Source organism: Mycobacterium sp. IEC1808 (genome assembly GCF_002101935.1).
In the GTDB taxonomy this organism is placed as follows: Bacteria; Actinomycetota; Actinomycetes; order Mycobacteriales; family Mycobacteriaceae; genus Mycobacterium.
Genome location: NZ_LQPV01000042.1, coordinates 29,512 through 45,569, shown reverse-complemented (window position 1 = coordinate 45,569; position 16,058 = coordinate 29,512). Strand labels below are relative to the sequence as shown.

15 protein-coding genes are annotated in these 16,058 nt (G+C 68.4%); 5 read left to right on the top strand and 10 right to left on the bottom strand.

Translation table 11 applies throughout. The annotated features are described in order from the left end of the window. The first annotated feature begins 16 nt into the window (after positions 1–16). From AWB92_RS21515 to AWB92_RS21495, 5 genes are read left to right on the top strand one after another with little or no spacing between them, the layout of a single operon-like run. Positions 17–406 (top strand): STAS domain-containing protein, encoded by a 390-nt coding sequence (locus AWB92_RS21515; RefSeq protein ID WP_067157499.1) that lies wholly within the window; start codon positions 17–19, stop codon positions 404–406. Continuing rightward, a complete protein-coding gene (locus tag AWB92_RS21510; protein WP_068184765.1) occupies positions 396–806 on the top strand; it encodes an anti-sigma regulatory factor in 411 nt (136 codons plus the stop codon). The genes AWB92_RS21515 and AWB92_RS21510 overlap by 11 nt, the downstream gene beginning before the upstream one ends. Positions 807–852: 46 nt before the next feature. Then, a complete protein-coding gene (locus tag AWB92_RS21505) occupies positions 853–1,425 on the top strand; it encodes a SpoIIE family protein phosphatase (protein WP_085189246.1) in 573 nt (190 codons plus the stop codon). Next, positions 1,422–3,638 carry a SpoIIE family protein phosphatase gene (locus AWB92_RS21500; RefSeq protein ID WP_085189244.1) on the top strand — a complete coding sequence of 739 codons (2,217 nt, stop codon included), beginning with the start codon at positions 1,422–1,424 and terminating at the stop codon, positions 3,636–3,638. Before AWB92_RS21505 ends, AWB92_RS21500 begins: the two co-directional genes overlap by 4 nt. Positions 3,639–3,681: 43 nt before the next feature. Beyond that, positions 3,682–4,701: an iron-containing redox enzyme family protein gene (locus tag AWB92_RS21495; RefSeq protein WP_085189242.1), complete on the top strand. Its 1,020-nt coding sequence runs from the start codon at positions 3,682–3,684 to the stop codon at positions 4,699–4,701. Here the strand turns inward: AWB92_RS21495 and AWB92_RS21490 are convergent. From AWB92_RS21490 to selD, 10 genes are all read right to left on the bottom strand, one after another. Continuing rightward, complete coding sequence (locus tag AWB92_RS21490) at positions 4,698–4,898, bottom strand: CDGSH iron-sulfur domain-containing protein (protein WP_068184718.1); 201 nt, start codon at positions 4,896–4,898, stop codon at positions 4,698–4,700. The genes AWB92_RS21495 and AWB92_RS21490 overlap by 4 nt on opposite strands. Then, positions 4,895–5,584 carry a HemK2/MTQ2 family protein methyltransferase gene (locus AWB92_RS21485; RefSeq protein WP_085189271.1) on the bottom strand — a complete coding sequence of 230 codons (690 nt, stop codon included), beginning with the start codon at positions 5,582–5,584 and terminating at the stop codon, positions 4,895–4,897. The genes AWB92_RS21490 and AWB92_RS21485 overlap by 4 nt, the downstream gene beginning before the upstream one ends. Positions 5,585–5,683: 99 nt before the next feature. Next, positions 5,684–6,238, bottom strand: coding sequence for a type 1 glutamine amidotransferase domain-containing protein (locus AWB92_RS21480; protein ID WP_085189240.1), 555 nt, complete (start codon positions 6,236–6,238; stop codon positions 5,684–5,686). Between the two features lie 13 nt (positions 6,239–6,251). Further along, on the bottom strand, positions 6,252–7,421 hold the full coding sequence (locus AWB92_RS21475) for a zinc-dependent alcohol dehydrogenase (RefSeq protein WP_085189238.1): 1,170 nt from the start codon (positions 7,419–7,421) through the stop codon (positions 6,252–6,254). Further along, the gene (locus AWB92_RS21470; protein WP_085189236.1) at positions 7,418–8,362 is read right to left on the bottom strand and encodes an SRPBCC family protein; all 945 of its coding nucleotides are present in this window, start codon (positions 8,360–8,362) and stop codon (positions 7,418–7,420) included. The genes AWB92_RS21475 and AWB92_RS21470 overlap by 4 nt, the downstream gene beginning before the upstream one ends. Positions 8,363–8,540: 178 nt before the next feature. Further along, entirely contained in the window at positions 8,541–9,527 is a 987-nt protein-coding gene (locus AWB92_RS21465) for an LLM class F420-dependent oxidoreductase (RefSeq protein WP_085189234.1), read from the bottom strand. A gap of 158 nt (positions 9,528–9,685) precedes the next feature. After that, positions 9,686–10,771 carry an NrfD/PsrC family molybdoenzyme membrane anchor subunit gene (gene nrfD / locus AWB92_RS21460; RefSeq protein WP_085189232.1) on the bottom strand — a complete coding sequence of 362 codons (1,086 nt, stop codon included), beginning with the start codon at positions 10,769–10,771 and terminating at the stop codon, positions 9,686–9,688. After that, on the bottom strand, positions 10,768–11,730 hold the full coding sequence (locus AWB92_RS21455) for a 4Fe-4S dicluster domain-containing protein (RefSeq protein WP_085189269.1): 963 nt from the start codon (positions 11,728–11,730) through the stop codon (positions 10,768–10,770). Before AWB92_RS21455 ends, nrfD begins: the two co-directional genes overlap by 4 nt. After that, positions 11,705–15,010 (bottom strand): formate dehydrogenase, encoded by a 3,306-nt coding sequence (fdh, locus tag AWB92_RS21450; RefSeq protein WP_241523539.1) that lies wholly within the window; start codon positions 15,008–15,010, stop codon positions 11,705–11,707. The genes AWB92_RS21455 and fdh overlap by 26 nt, the downstream gene beginning before the upstream one ends. A 38-nt stretch (positions 15,011–15,048) precedes the next feature. Then, complete coding sequence (selD, locus tag AWB92_RS21440; RefSeq protein WP_085189267.1) at positions 15,049–16,041, bottom strand: selenide, water dikinase SelD; 993 nt, start codon at positions 16,039–16,041, stop codon at positions 15,049–15,051. Between the last annotated feature and the right edge of the window lie 17 nt (positions 16,042–16,058).

Genomic DNA, 16,058 nt, shown 5'->3' with positions numbered 1-16,058 from the left:
TTAGCACGAGCCCCCCATGCCAGTACCGATCCTGAAACAGGGCGCGATTCTGATCGCTTCGGTGCAGTCGGCGCTCACCGACTCCGACGCCGAACGCCTTCGCTTCGACCTGATGGAAAGGGTCAGCCGGTTTCGCGCGCAGGGAATCATCGTCGATGTCACCGCCATCGACGTGATGGACTCGTTCGCCGCGCGCTCGCTGCGGACCATCGCCCACATGACCCGGCTGCGCGGCGCGGACACCGTGATCGTGGGCCTGCAACCGGAAGTGGCCTTCGCGATGGTTCAACTGGGCCTGCAGTTCGACGACATGAACACCGCACTGGATCTCGAAGAGGGCCTCGCGCTGCTGAATCGCCAAGGCGGAGTGGGGAAATCGACGATCGGGCGCGATGGTGGCGGGTGACATCGTCGTCGACATCCGAAACTCCGACGACATCGTCGCCGCCCGCAAGGCCGGACACCAGCTCGCTCTCGATCTCGGCTTCTCGCTGACCGACGTGACCATGATCGCCACGGCGATCTCCGAAATAGCCCGCAACATCACCAGCTACGCGGGGCGCGGGGCCGTCCGGATCGCCGTGGCCGAACGGGACGGGCGCACGGCCCTGGTGGTGCGCGCGGAGGACGACGGGCCCGGCATCGCCGACATCGAGCGCGCGCTGGAGGACGGCTACTCCACCGGTCGCGGGCTGGGGATGGGCCTGCCCGGCGCCCGCCGCCTGATGGACCGCTTGGTAGTGGATTCGAAACTTGGTCACGGAACGGTCATCGAAATGTGGAAGTGGGTCCCCTCCCGTGCATGAGCATGGCCGGCTCGGGCCGATCGAGTGGGCAAGGGCGGGTCGCCCTATGCCCAGTGAGTTCACGTCCGGCGACCGAGGGGTCGCCGTCGACATCGACGGTCACGCCGCCCTGTTCGGCGTGGTGGATGGCCTCGGCCACGGTCCGGAGGCCGCGGATGCGGCGCTGCGCGCCGTCGACGCGGTCAAGCGCGCGAGCTCGGAGCGGCTCGAGGTGTTGATCCAGCTCTGCCACCGCATGCTGGAGGGCACCAGGGGGGTCGCCATGACGCTGGCCAGGGTGGACTTTGCGGCCCGCACCCTGACGTGGACGGGGGTCGGCAATGTCACCGCGCAGCTGGTGGCCAAGGCGCCGACCGGTGTTCAGATCCGATCGACCGCGCGCCTCACCGGCGGCATCGTCGGCTACCGCATGCCCGAAATCAGGCCCGCCCAGGTGGTTCCGGTCCGCCCGGGCGACCTCCTAGTGATGAGCACCGACGGAATCGCCGAGGACTACCTGGATCACATCGACTTCGCTGCCACCGCCGTGGACATCGCCGAAGAACTCCTGGGAAAGCACGCCAAGGAGATCGACGACGCCATGGTGCTTGCCGCGCGTCACCGGGGAGCATCGAGATGAACGGCAACGACGACTTCCACGCCCAGTACGGCGCCGCACTGCGCAGCTACTTGGACACCCGCGACGAGGACGTCCTGACCGTCGGCCACGAGCTCGGCCGCCGCGCCCTCGAGGAAGACATCAGCGTGCTCGAAATCATCGAGCACCACGTTCGGCTGGTTCTCGACACCTGTCAGGACTACCAAGTCGACGCCCCCATCGCCCTGGAATTCCTGTTGCAGACGCTGGCCCCCCTGGACGTCGCGACCCGCGGATTCCTCGACGGCACCAGGCGCTTCGCGCAGGAGCGGGCCCGGGCCGAGGGGCTTGCCGATCGCGACAAATTCCGTACGGCGCTGGTGAATTCGCTGCAGGAGGGCTTTTTCGTCGCCGACCACGAGGGCTCGGTGGTGGAAGTCAACAACGCCTTCATCGAGATCCTCGGCTATCCCGCCGAGGGGCTGCCATACCGGTGGCCGCACCCGTGGCTGGTCGACAGGAAGACCGCGCGTGAGCAGCAATCGCTGGTCCGCAGCAACGGCAGCGCCGCGTACGAAACCCCGATTCGGCATCGGGACGGACATCTCGCGTGGGTGATGGTCAGCATCAACGCGGTCAAGGAAGCCGGCAGCGACCGGGACGTCTACGTCGGCACGATCCGGGACATCACCGCGGAGCGCGCGTTCGCCGCCCGCGAGAGCGCGGTGCTGCGGCTCGCGACAGCGGTGGCCGTGGCCAAGAGCGTGGCCGAGCTGCTGTCGATCACCCTCGAAGAATGCCGGACGGCGATCGACGTCAAGCGGGTGATCGCCGTCTCGTGGCCCGACGGCGGGGGCGAACCGACCGTTCAGGTGGCGGGCGAACCCGCCGAATCCTCCTGGCGCGAACTGGATCCCTGGCTGCGCGACACGTTCCAGGACGCACGTCACCAGCTGCCGCTGACGGCCAAGACGGTGGACAGGCCCGAGAATCCCGGCAAGGCACAGGGATTGGTGGCGGTGCTGTCCAACACGGGAGACATCGCCCTCTGGCTGGAGCTGCTGACACCCCGCTGGATCAGCGCCGAAGACCGGCTGCTGGTCACGGTGCTCATCGGCCACCTGAGCCTGGCCATGCAGCACGTGCGCCAGTTCGAGAGCGCGCGCGAAACCTCACTGACCCTGCAGCGCGCCATGCTACCCACGGTGCAGCCGCCCGCCGGCTTCGCCGTGTGCTACGAGCCGGCCGTCCTGCCCTTGGAAATCGGGGGCGACTGGTATGACGTGCTGCCGATCGGCGGCAACCGCATCGGCATCGTCGTCGGCGACTGCGTTGGCCGCGGCCTGCCGGCGGCCGCGGTGATGGGCCAGCTACGCAGTTCGGCGCGCGCGCTGTTGATCAACGGCGCCCAGCCGGCACTCGTGCTCGAACAGCTCGACCTGGCGGCGTCGCTTATCCCAAATGCCTACTGCACCACGGTCTTTCTCGCGATCCTGGACACCGAGACTGGCGTCCTGGAATACAGCAACGCCGGCCACATGCCCGCGATGGTCGCGGGTCCGCGGCCCGCGACCACGACGGTGGTGACCGACGCCGCCTCGGTGCCCCTCGCGGTGCGCCGGGCGGAGCCGCGGCCGCAGGCATCCCGGGTGCTGCCGGCGGGCTCGACGCTGATGCTGTACACGGACGGCCTGGTCGAGCGCAAACACGAGTCGATCGACATCGGAATCGCCCGCGCCGCAGACGTTTTGCTTGAGACGACGAAGCTGCCGCTGGAGGACGTCCCACAGACCGTCGTCCGTGCGCTGGCCCCCGCATCGGGGTATGACGACGACGTCGCCATGGTGATATATCGGCATCGGCCGACGCGGCTGCGCATCGAAAGCGATGCCGTCGCCGACCAATTGGTCGACATCCGGCACCGGTTGGCCACGTGGCTGCGCGCCGCCGAGGTTCCGAACGCGCTGGCCGCCGACATCGTGCTGGTCGTCAACGAAGCCTGCACCAACTGCGTCGAGCACGCCTATCGCGGACACCGGGTCGGGACGATGCTGCTCGACGCGGAATTGACCGATGGCCGAATTCGGACGCGGGTGACCGACGACGGTTCGTGGAAGACGCCGGCCGCCGACCCGGGCAACAGCGGGCGCGGCCTGGTGTTGATGCAAGCGATCAGCGACACAATGGAAGTGCGCAACAGCCCGGAGGGCACGACCATCGAGAACACCTTCCGAATTTCGGAACCCCCGAGCTGACGGGCCTTCGTTTGCCTGGCCCGAATCTCGGGTAGTCATCGGCGTGACTCGCGCATCAATCACTGTCGAGCCTGCCCTGCCGGCGGCGCACGGACCGCTGTCGACGGCCGTCCACCGCGCGCTGGCCGGCCCCCCCGCACACGACAACCTCACCCGCATCGGCGCGTCCGTGCGGGACTCCGACCCCTTCGGCCTGGATCTTCAGCTCGCCTTGTGCATGTGCTACGAGCTGCACTACCGCGGCTTCGCGGGCGTCGACCCCAGCTGGGAGTGGAATCCCGCGCTGCTGCGGTTGCGCGCGGAACTGGAACGCGTGTTCCTGGCGGGGGTGCGGCGCGATGTCGGCCCCATCGACCCCGACCAGACGGCGCAAGCCGAGATGGAGGCGATTTCCATCGAGCCCGCCGATGGTGACGGGCCGTCGTATTTCCTGCGCGACTCGGGAACCTGGCAGCAGATGCGCGAATACTTCGTGCACCGGTCGCTGTATCACCTCAAAGAGGGCGACCCGCACGCGTGGGCGATCCCGCGGCTGATGGGCACCGCGAAGGCCGCGTTCGTCGCCGTCGAGTTCGACGAGTACGGCGCAGGCCAGGGCCCGCGCCTGCACCAGCAACTGTTCGCGGACCTGTTGACGGCGGCCGGTCTGGACGAGACCTATCTGGGCTGCCTCGACGCCGTCCCCGCCGAGGCACTGGCCGTGGTGAATCTCATGTCGCTGTTCGGGTTGCACCGTCGGCTGCGTGGCGCCGCGATCGGGCATTTCGCCTCGACTGAGATCACGTCACCGCCGGGATCGCGGCGAATGGTGCAGGCCTTGCAGAGGATGGATGCGCCGCCGGCCTGCGTCGGTTTCTACGGCGAGCACGTCGAGGCCGACGCGGTACACGAACAGGTGGTGCGCATCGACGTCGTCGGCGACCTCGTGGCGCGGGAACCGCACCTCGACTCCGATGTCGTTTTCGGGATCCGCGCGCACGCGGCGGTCGAAAACCGCTTGGCGGACAAGCTGATCGGGGCGTGGAAGCAGGGCCAGACGTCGTTGCGCAGGGCCCTAGACTAGTTCGTCTGCTTCTTGACGCCGCGGCAGCGGCGATGGCTGGTGTCGCACAACGGATAATCGTCGCTGCGCCGGCAGGTGCAGATCGCCACCATGAAGCGGTCGGACTCGACGACATCGCCACCGGGGGTCTCCACCCGCACCGGCCCGGATACCAGCACGGGTCCTCCGGCCACCACCTGTACCCGCGTGGTGGTCATGGCTTGTCCGCCCGGATCACCACGAGCTCCTCTTCCCGGCGCCCACGCGGGATCCGCCCCGTCTCCTCCAGCCAGTTGGCCCGAGCCGACATGACGGGACCGAACGGAATCCACTTGGACGCCATGACTTCGGCCCTCAGGCCGGCCCATTTCAGGCGGTCCAGGGATTGTTGGACGCCGGCGAGCGCCGAATGCACCAGCAAAAGGGATCCGCCGTCGCACAACAACTTTGGCGCCGCCTCGCACAGCGGATCCAGAACCAGGCGCCCGTCGGGACCCGCGTCCCAGGCCCAAGACGGTCCGGCAATCGCGCGACCGGGCTCAGCAACGCCGGCGCGCGGGGCCGGGACATAAGGAGGATTGGCCACCACCACGTCGAACGGCGCCCAGTCGACGGCTTCGGTCCACGATCCCAGGCGAACGTCCACCTCCACGCCGGCCAGGGCGGCGTTACCGCGCGAACAACGCACCGCGTGGTGGCAGGTGTCGCAGGCGGTCACGCTGGCACAGCCCATCTCGGCCGCGGCGATCGCGACGAATCCGCTACCCGTACAAAGGTCGAGGACCCGTCGTCCCGGAATGAGGGCGGTGTGGTGCATTGCGTCGACCAGCAATCGGGAATCCTCTTGGGGCCGATACACATTGTGCGCAACCGAGATCGCAGGCTCGGGATAGGTTGTTGTCAACGTGGGCCTTTCGCTCAGCCTGGCAGAGATCGCCGTGGCGATCACGGCCTGACCTGTGTAATGCCCGCAAACTTGCGGGTTAAAACGGTCCGGCGGCGGCTATCCGGCACTGCCGTGGGCGAATTGCTTGACGATGGTCTCGCAGAACGCCGGCAGGTCCGACGGTGAGCGGCTGGTGATCAGGTTGCCGTCAACCACCACCTCTTCGTCCACCACGTGGGCGCCGGCGTTACGCAGGTCCGTGCGGATGCTGGGATAGGAGGTCAGCGTGCGCCCCACCGCCACGCCCGCCTCCACCAACGTCCACGGTCCGTGGCAGATTGCGGCGACCGGCTTCCCGGAGACGACGAAGTCGCGAACGAACTTCACCGCGGCCTCGTCCAGACGCAACTTGTCCGGGTTCACCGTGCCGCCCGGGAGTACCAGGCCGCCGAAGTCGCCCACCGACGCGTCCGACACGGGGCGGTCGACGGGGAAGGTGCCCGCGGCCTCGAGATCGTGGTCACGAGCCTGGATTTCGCCCGGCTTCAACGACAGCACCTCGACCTCGGCGCCGGCTTCTTCCAGGGCCGCACGTGGCTGCTCCAGTTCCACCTTCTCCACGCCGTCCGCCGCCAGGATGGCAATCTTTGTCCCTTGCAACTCATTTGACATCGCGATACCTCCTTCACGGATGGAGGACGACTTTGGTGCAGCCGTCCTGCTTGTGTTTGAAGATCTCGTAGCCGTGCGGCGCCTGATCGAGCCCGAGATGGTGGGTGATGATGACGGTCGGGTCGATGTCGCCGCTGCGGATCCGTTCCAGTAGGGGCCGCATGTAGCGCTGCACGTGGCATTGGCCCGTCTTGATGGTCAGCGACCGGTTCATGATCGCGCCGATGGGAAACTTGTCCATCAGACCGCCGTAAACCCCGACGATCGAGATGGTGCCGCCGTTGCGGCAACTCATCGCTGCTTCCCGAAGTGCATGCGGGCGTTCGGTTTCCAGCCGCATCGCCTGCTTTACCCGATCGTAGGCGTCCACCGGGGTCGACCCATTGCGCGCCTCCATCCCGACCGCATCGATACAGTGATCCGGCCCCCGCCCGGCGGTGATGTCCTGAAGCCCCTCGAGAACCGGCGTTTCGTCGAAGTTGATGGTTGTCGCGCCGATCTTTTCGGCCAGCTCGAGCCGATAGGGCACCCGGTCGATGGCGATGACCTTCGATGCGCCCAGCAGGAACGCGCTCATGATCGCGAACAGCCCGACCGGACCGGCGCCCCACACCGCCACGACCTGGCCGGGTTGGATATCGCACATCTCGGCGCCCATGTAGCCCGTCGGCAAGATGTCCGACAAGAACAACACTTGATCGTCTGTGAGATCGTCTTCGACCCGAAGCGGTCCCACGTCGGCGAACGGCACCCGGGCGTATTCCGCTTGGCCACCGGCGAATCCACCGAGCATGTGCGAATACCCGAAGAGCCCCGCCGGGGAATGACCCATGAACTTCTCGGCGATGCCCGCGTTCGGGTTCGAGTTCTCGCACAGCGAATACAGGTCGCGTTCGCAGGCCGAGCATGCCTCGCACGCGATCGGGAACGGCACCACCACCCGGTCGCCGACGGCGAGGTTGGGCACCGCCTTCCCGACCTCGATGACCTCGCCCATGAACTCGTGGCCCAGCACGTCCCCGTGCTTGACGGTCGGGATGTAGCCGTCGTACAGGTGCAGGTCCGAACCGCAGATCGCCGTCGAGGTGACGCGCACGATGGCGTCGCGCTCGTTGAGGATCGTCGGGTCCGGAACCGATTTCACCTCAACGCTGTTGCGTCCCGCCCAGATCGTGGCTTTCATGCGGTGGCTCCTTTTCCGTTGTGACCGTTCGGCTGGGCGGGCTGCTGATGCAGCTGCCGGGCCGCGGCGGTGCCTTCCGGCGAGCCGTCCGAGCGCAGCACCTGACCCGTCTCCAGGATTTGCTTGAACCGCCGAAGGTCGTCGTTGACCTGCTGATCGGGCGATTCGCCGAGCAGGGTCGCGGCGGCCTTGCCGACGGCGCCCCCCGGCATCTGGTAGCCGATCCGAACCCGAACCTCGGTTCCGTCGCCGTTGGTGGCGGGCGTGAACTCGACGCTGCCGCCGTTTTGAATCCCCGAGCCGGGCAGCGACTGCCACGCGATCCGCTCGCCGGGTCGGTCCTCGGTGATCTGCGCATCCCATTGCACCGGCTGCCCCACCGGCGCGCTGGCCACCCAGTGCGAGCGCCCGTCCGAGCCGGTCGTGACCGATTGCAGGTGGTGCATGAAGCTGGGCAAGTTCTCCAGGTCCCGCCAGAAGCGGTACACGTCCTCGGGTGGGCGCCGGACCGTGACCGCGGCGCGGACGGTTCGGTTGCTCGCGCCGTTGGCGTGGCGGCCGCCGCCGTCGCGGGTGGCGCGCAGCGCGGCGTAGAGGTCGACCGCCCCGATGCCGCCGAGGACGGTCGCCGAAATCGCGCCCCGGCGCCGGCGACCACGGTCCCGGGCGGCCACCCCGACCAGCAGCAACGCCACATCCAGGACGTCGCCGGCCACCCGCGTCCAGACCAGCCGGTCCGAGCCGACCGACAACGCGGCCCCATGGCCGCATTCGCGGGCGCCGAGCGCGCGGATGACCCGGCGGGACAGGCGCGTGTCGTCCACGCCCGCGATCTCAGCAACCTTCTGGGGCGCCACCAGCTCGGCCAGACCCAGCCCGAAGCTGGCGCCGGCGAGCGCCTTGACCAGCGGCGCCGTGGTGTTGCCGGATCGATCGTTCATTGTCGACTCCCTTGCCGGGCTGGGCGCAAGCGGGCACAAAACGGCTGCTGCACAGCAGATTTGCCGGCCTTACGCCCGCCCTGGCCCTAAGCCCCTGTTGATGCGTCAAACTGCCGGTGGTAGCCCGAAGCCCACGTTGGCTGTCGGATACCCGGGCAGAAACGGCCCAAACTTGTGATCAGCCAGCCGCGTCGCGCAGCGCGTCGAGCAAAGGCTGGGCGGCCTCTTTGAGGAAGAGGTCCTGCGTCTCGCCGCCGATCTGGACCAGCGCGATGTCGGTGAACCCGGCCTCCCAGTAGGGTCGGACCGCCTCGACGATCGCATCCAGGTCGGGGCCGCACGGAATCGACTCGGCAACGTCTTCGGGCCGCACGAATTGGGTCGCGCCGGCGAAACCGGCCGGAGTCGGCAGGTCGGCGTTGACCTTCCAGCCGCCGCCGAACCAGCGGAACTGGTCGTGCGCGCGCTGGATGGCGGCATCCCGGTCGGGATCCCACGACACCGGGATCTGGCCGACCACCCGCCCGCCGCCGGCGAGGTTGGCGGCCTGGCGCGCGGCGTGCCACTCGCGGACGAGGTCCGCGTCGGGCTCCACGGCTATCAGGTGTTCGGCCAGCCTGGCGAACCTCTCGACGCCCTTCGCCCCGGACATCGCGACCCCGATGCCGATCGGGACGTCCGGGACGTCCCACAGCCGCGCCGAGTCCACCTGGAAGTAATCGCCGCGCCAGTTCACCAGGTCGCCGCCGAACAGCTCGCGGATGATCTTGATGGCTTCGCGCAGCATGTCCTGCCGACGCTCGACGGTGGGCCAGCCCCTGCCGACGACATGTTCGTTGAGGTTCTCGCCGCTGCCCAGGCCGAGGGTGAACCGGCCGTCGGACAGGATCTGCACGGTGGCGGCCTGCTGCGCGACGATCGCGGGGTGATACCGCATCGTCGGGCAGGTCACGTAGGTGTACAAGTCCACCCGTTCGGTGGCGTGCGCCACCGCACCCAGAACCGCCCAGGCGTTCGGCGCGTGCCCCTGCGACGTCAGCCAGGGCGAGAAGTGGTCACTGCACACCTCGAAGTCGAACCCGCGATCTTCGGCTGAAACTGCGTGCCGCACAAGGTCTTTGGGTCCACTCTGCTCGGTCATCAAAGTGTAGCCAAAATTCGTCATAGCCAACTGGATACCCAGGCGTTCCTGGTCGTAACGCCGCGGCAAAAAATCGGAGTGTGAATCGTGGGCACTTTGTGTGAACCCCGGGCGGACGAATCGCCGAAATCCCGCCCTGAGGACGCACTGAAAACCGCCACCGCACACTCAAGGCCGTGCGGCTAGTCCGCGGTGGTGATGGAGTCTCCCGTGACGCCCGCCGCCCGGCGGGCCGCCAGCCTGCGCTTCTGCGGCTCGATCGTGTAGCGGGGGTCGCGGGTCGACTCCAGCCCCGCCTCGAAGAACCCGAACCGCAGCATTGCCGAGGCCGTCAGCAGCGCCATCCCGGACAACGCGGCGACGCCGCGGTGCTTCCCGCCGAGCAATGCGCCCAAACCGCCTGCGGCCGCGAGCCGTTCGCTCCACGCGAGCAGCCGGCCCGGCCTGCCGTGGTGCAGCGGTTCCCTGGTGACCGGGTCCATCCGGTGTTCGGTGAACCTGGCGGAGACCAGATCGCTCACCGCCCCGATGACGGCCAGGGTGCGGGCGGGCCCGGCCTCGGCGACCGGGGTGGTGATCATCGCCAATCCCGACGCGGCCAGGGTCGCCGAGCTCGCGAATACGAACGGCAGGTCTTTGTAGGCGGCGTTCCACGTCGGGGTTGCGGTGTCGCTGAGCAGCACCGCGGTGTAGACGGCAAGCGGCGGCGCGAGGACCGCGGCTTCCAAGCCGGCCGGGCCCTCGAGCGCGCGCAGCGCGGGCCGCAGCGGGCCCAGCGGGATGCGCTCGCCGGTCATCCGGTCGATCTCGGAGACCGCGGCCAACCCGATCCCGGCGCTGAAGGAGCTCAGGATCCACGATCCGACGCTCATCGGCGAGGTCAGCTTGATGGTCCGCAGCATGTTCACGAAACGCTCGGGCCGGCCAAGGTCCTTCACCAGCGCGACCGCGCCCAGCATCACCGCGATCAGCGCGGACAGCCTGGTGTTGCGGCGCAGCTTGTCCCGGCCGGTGAGCTGGGCGCCGGCCGCCAGCAGACCCGACCCACCGGCGACGCCGCCCAGGAACAGGTATGCCGCCACTTCGTGTCCCCACGGCGCGGGCTTGACCACCGGGCGTCCGTAATACGAGCTGAACTCCGCCTCAGGCACCATCGGCATCTCACGCGAGCCGTCGGCACCGCCCTTGCGCCCCTTGCCCTTTCCGCTGCGCCGCCGGCCGCCCGTCGGCTCGGGCGGGCGCACGCTGTCGAATTCCGAGGTGGTCACCTGCTCCTCCAGAACGCCAGCACCGCCGCGCCGAACATGCCGGCCGCGGCCAGGCCGGCCCGCTTGAACATTTCGGGCAGGTCGGCCGTGCACACCCGCGGGTCGGGTGGCAGCCCGTAGACCTCCGGCTCGTCGAGCAACAGGAAGATCGAGCCGGTGCCGCCCACCCCGTCGTACTCGTTGGCGCCGTAGAGGCGGGCCTCCGTCAGCCCCTGGGCGTGCAACGCGGCGACCCGCTCCCGCGCCTTGACCACCAGGTCGTCGTGGTCGCCGAACTTGATCGAGGTGGTCGGGCAGGTCTGGGCGCACGCCGGTGTCTGGTCCTCGACCAGGCGGTCATAACACAGGGTGCACTTCTGGGCCACCCCGGAAACCGGTTTCTCGCTTGGGGAACCCGGTCGCTGCGCCGGCGTCGTAAAGGTGCCGTCGCTGCGCCGCTCGACCACCCCGAACGGGCACCCCGCGACGCAGGTGCCGCACCCGTTGCAGACATCGGCCTGCACGACGACCGTGCCGAATTCGGTGCGGAACAACGCACCGGTCGGGCAGACGTCGAGGCATCCGGCGTGCGTGCAGTGCTTGCACACATCCGACGACATCAGCCAGCGGAACTCCGGCGTGTCCGGCGGGCTGGTATCCGGAGGTGCCGGCACGGCGGGCATGCCCAAATCGATTAGCGCCCGGCCGGATTCGCGCGCCTGCTCGATGCGGTCGCGGCCCTGCTCGATGAACGCGACGTGCCGCCATGTGCTGGCGCCCAGCGCGCCGGTGTTGTCGTAGGACGAACCCAGCAGCTCCAGCTCCCCGTCGCGCGGGTTGCGGTTCCATTCCTTGCAGGCGACCTCGCAGGCCTTGCAGCCGATGCAGATCGAGGTGTCGGTAAAGAATCCCTTGCGCGGCTTGGGAACTGCCCAACCTGCTTCGGCGGCCGGGTCAGTCGGTCCGCTCAGCTGGCCCATCGGCTCCCCCTTCCCCGACGGCGTCGCTCAGTCGTACATTTCCCGTCTCGGCGGTGGCGCCCGAGCGAGATTGGTATTCGGCGATCAGGCGGAGCAGCTCTTCGCCCTGCGGCCGGCGGCCGGGCCGGATGTCGCACGACCCGGCCTTTGACTCCTGGATCTGCACGTTGGGATCCAGTGTGACGCCCAACAAGTCGTTGGCCGCATCCCCGCTGACCACGGCGTCGCCGCCGACGCCCCAGTGGTAGGGCAACCCGATCTGATGCACGGTGTGGCCGTTGATCACCAGCGGCGCAACGCGTTCGGTGACCAGCACCCTCGCCTCGATCGCCGAGCGGGGCGAGACGATGGTGGCCCACCCGTAGGGCTCCAGGCCGCGCTCGGCGGCCAGCTCAGGAGACACCTCGCAGAACATCTCCGGCTGCAGCTCCGACAGGTAGGGCAGCCACCGGCTCATGCCGCCGGCGGTGTGGTGCTCGGTGAGCCGGTAGGTGGTGAACACGTACGGATACACGTCGGCCCCGGGCTCGCCGGCGCTGGGCGCGCTCAGGTTGTCCTTGCGCGGGAACGTGATTCGCGACGGGTTTCGTTGCTGGGGATACAGCGCGTTGGCGACCGGGGACTCCTGCGGTTCGTAATGCGTGGGCAGCGGCCCATCGACCATCCCCTTCGGGGCGAACAGCCAGCCTTTGCCGTCGGCCTGCATGATGAACGGGTCGTCGCCGGCCAGTGCATCCGGGCCGCCGATGTCCGGATCCGGCCGGACGTGTGGGGCGCGGTCGACGGGGAAATCGGGCACGTCGTCGCCGACCCAACGGGCGCGCTGCTCGTCCCACCAGATGTAGCGCTTGCGCTCACTCCACGGTTTGCCATCCGGGTCGGCCGATGCGCGGTTGTACAGGATGCGGCGGTCGGCCGGCCAGGCCCAGCCCCACTCGGACTGGCTGGGACTCGGACCCCCCAGCGGCGCCCGCCGGGCGGCCTGGTTGACCCCTTCGGCATACACGCCCGAGTAGATCCAGCAGCCGCACGACGTCGACCCGTCGGCGCCCAGCTCGGTGTACCCCGGCACGGGCTGGCCGGCCTTGGGCCCGGTCAGGTAGCAGCCGCTGATCTCGGCGAGCACCGCGGTGGGGTCCGGCTCGCCGTGCTCGTCGGTGGGGTAGTCCCAGGTCAGGTCCAGCAGCGGCCGGTCGCGTTCGTCGGTAGAGCCAGCCAGCCGCTGCCGGATTCGCTTGCCCAACTCGACGAAGAATTGCAGCTCGCTCTGGCAGTCGCCGGGCGGGTCGACGGCTTTGTGGCGCCACTGGACGAGGCGTTGGGTCTGGGTGAACGAACCGGCCTTCTCGACGTGCGTCGCGGCCGGGAAGAAGAACACCTCGGTCTCGATTTCCTCGGTCTTCAGTTCGCCGGAAGCGATTTCGGGGCCGTCCTTCCAGAAGGTGGCCGACTCGATCAGGTTGAGATCGCGGACCACCAACCACTTGAGGCGCGACATCCCCATGCGCTGCAACCGGCCGTGCGCCGAGCCGACGGCCGGATTCTGGCCGAGCAGGAAGTACCCGTCGACGTCGTCGTCGAGCATCGACATGACCGTCTGGTACGTGCCGTGCGGGCCTGACAGCCGCGGCAAATAGTCGTAGGCCCAGTCGTTGTCCGCCCGGGCGGCGTCTCCCCACCACGCCTTGAGCAGGCTGACGAAGTAGGTGTCCGCGTCGGCCCAGAAACCCTTCTGATTCTTTGGCCCGACCGCTTCGATGTACTCACGGAACGTGTCGTGCACGCCGGCCTTCGGCATCGACAAGTAGCCGGGGAGCAGGTTGAACAACGTCGGAATGTCGGTCGACCCCTGGATCGTGGCGTGACCGCGCAACGCCATGATCCCGCCGCCCGGGCGACCGACGTTGCCGAGCAACAACTGCAGAATCGTTGCGGTGCGGATGAATTGGGCTCCCAGCGTGTGCTGAGTCCAGCCGACGGCGTAGGCGAAACAGGTGGTCCGCTCACGCCCGGAGTTCTCGACGATCGAGCGGGCCAGGTAATCGAAGTCTTCGGCGCTGATACCGCAGACGTCGCGCACCATCTCCGGCGTGTAACGCGCGTAATGTCGTTTGACGATCTGAAACACCGTGCGGGGATGCTGCAGGGTCTCGTCGCGCAGCACGCGAGCGTGCGGCAAGGGCGGACCGCCGCTGCCGTGCACGTCGCCGGCCGCTCGGGCGGACGCACTGGCGCCATGCTCTTGACGGTGTTCGTCCTCTTCCTGTCCGGCATACGCCCAGGTCGACTGGTCGTACTGCCCGGTTTCGGGATCATAACCGGAGAACAGACCGCCCAGATCCTCTGTGTCGCGGTAATTTTCGTTGATCAGGGTGGCCGCGTTGGTGTACGCGACGACGTACTCTTTGAACCACAGTTCGGCAGAGATGATGTGGTTGATCAGCGCCCCTAGCAGCACCACGTCAGAGCCGGCCCGGATCGGGATGTGCTTGTCCGACACCGCCGACGTGCGAGTGAACCGCGGATCGACGTGAATCACCTTGGCGCCGCGCGATTTCGCCTCCTCGACCCACTGAAAGCCGACGGGATGACACTCGGCCATGTTCGAGCCCTGGATGACGATGCAGTCCGCGTTGGCCATGTCTTGCAGTGTTTGGGTGGCGCCACCGCGCCCGAAGGAGGTCCCCAGACCGGGAACCGTGGAGCTGTGTCAAATACGAGCTTGGTTCTCGATCTGAATCGCACCGGCGGCGGTGAAGAGCTTCTTGATGACGTAGTTCTCTTCATTGTCCAGTGTGGCACCGCCGAGTGCGGCGATCTTCATGGTGCGCCGCAGCGGATGTCCCTTCTTGTCGATGTCCTGCCAGGAATGGCGGCGCGCCTCGACGAAGCGGTCGGCCACCATGTCGATCGCGGTGTCCAGCTCGAGCGGCTGCCACTCGGTCGCTCGCGGAGCGCGGTAGAGCACCTTCAGCTGCCGGCCTGGCGAGTTCACCAGCTGTTCACTGGCAGCACCCTTGGGACACAAGCGGCCTCGCGAGATCGGCGAGTCCGGGTCGCCCTCGATCTGGACCACCCGGTCGTCCTTGACGTACACCTTCTGCCCGCAGCCGACGGCGCAGTAGGGACAGATGCTTTGGACCACGCGGTCGGCCGTCGTCGTGCGCGGCGCGACGGCGCGGGTCTGTTTCGAGGTGACGGCCGACCCGCGGCCGAGCTTGTCTCCCGAGCGCAGCTGACGCACGACGGGCCACTCCAGGAATAGCTTGCGCATAGCCATGGCCTCTACCCTAGTGCGCCCTTCCGAAACCCCGCCGCTCAGCGCACCACGATCGGGTGCTCGCCGCGCGGCACCAGCTCCCCGATGACGGGGGCACCCGGGATCTCGCCGGCGATCAGCAAACCGCCGGAGGTTTGCGCGTCGGCGAGCAGCAGGGCCTCGTCCTCGCCGACCGCGGACAGGTCCGCGTGCGGCGCCACCCAGTCGAGGTTGCGCCGGGTGCCGCCGCTGACGTAGCCGGCCGCCAGCGCCTCGCGCGCGCCATCCAGATACGGCACCGCCGCCGAGTCGATCACCGCCGTGACGCCGCTGGCCCGCGCCATCTTGTAAAGGTGGCCCAACAGGCCGAAACCCGTTATGTCCGTTGCACATTCGGCGCCCGCCGCCAGCGCCGCCGCGGCCGCATCGGCGTTGAGCGTGGTCATCACGTCGATCGCCTGCTCAAAGCGCTCCCCGGTGGCCTTGTGCCTGCTGTTCAGCACGCCGACGCCGAGCGGCTTAGTCAGCGCCAGCGGCGTGCCGGGTTTGCCGGAGTCGTTGCGCAGCAACCGATTCGGGTCCGCGACCCCCGTGACGGCCAACCCGTATTTGGGCTCCGGGTCGTCGACGCTGTGCCCGCCGGCGAGGTGGCAGCCGGCCAGGCCGCAGACGTCCAGCCCGCCGCGCAGCGTCTCGGCCGCCAGCTCGAACGGCAGCACGTCGCGCGGCCAACCCAGCAGGTTCACCGCGACCACCGGGCGCCCGCCCATCGCGTACACGTCGGACAGCGCGTTGGTGGCCGCGATCCGGCCCCAGTCGTAGGCGTCGTCCACCACCGGGGTGAAGAAGTCCGTCGTCGCGATCAGCGCCGTGCCGCCCTCGATCCGGACCGCCGCCGCGTCGTCGCCGTGGTCGAGCCCGACGAGCAGCTCGCCGAGCGGGTCGCGCGGCGCGGCCGGCCCGAGTCCGCGGACGATGTCCTCCAGCTCACCGGGCGGAATCTTGCACGCGCAGCCGCCGCCGTGGGCGTACTGGGTCAGTCGGTAGGTCACGAAGTCCATACTTGTCG

What these genes read in the sequence shown, in the direction of transcription:
- AWB92_RS21515 (WP_067157499.1), top strand. Translation starts at nt 17, where the DNA reads ATGCCAGTACCGATCCTGAAACAGGGCGCGATTCTGATCGCTTCGGTG.
- AWB92_RS21505 (WP_085189246.1), top strand. Translation starts at nt 853, where the DNA reads ATGCCCAGTGAGTTCACGTCCGGCGACCGAGGGGTCGCCGTCGACATC.
- AWB92_RS21500 (WP_085189244.1), top strand. Translation starts at nt 1,422, where the DNA reads ATGAACGGCAACGACGACTTCCACGCCCAGTACGGCGCCGCACTGCGC.
- AWB92_RS21490 (WP_068184718.1), bottom strand. Translation starts at nt 4,898, where the DNA reads ATGACCACCACGCGGGTACAGGTGGTGGCCGGAGGACCCGTGCTGGTA.
- AWB92_RS21480 (WP_085189240.1), bottom strand. Translation starts at nt 6,238, where the DNA reads ATGTCAAATGAGTTGCAAGGGACAAAGATTGCCATCCTGGCGGCGGAC.
- AWB92_RS21475 (WP_085189238.1), bottom strand. Translation starts at nt 7,421, where the DNA reads ATGAAAGCCACGATCTGGGCGGGACGCAACAGCGTTGAGGTGAAATCG.
- AWB92_RS21470 (WP_085189236.1), bottom strand. Translation starts at nt 8,362, where the DNA reads ATGAACGATCGATCCGGCAACACCACGGCGCCGCTGGTCAAGGCGCTC.
- AWB92_RS21465 (WP_085189234.1), bottom strand. Translation starts at nt 9,527, where the DNA reads ATGACGAATTTTGGCTACACTTTGATGACCGAGCAGAGTGGACCCAAA.
- AWB92_RS21455 (WP_085189269.1), bottom strand. Translation starts at nt 11,730, where the DNA reads ATGGGCCAGCTGAGCGGACCGACTGACCCGGCCGCCGAAGCAGGTTGG.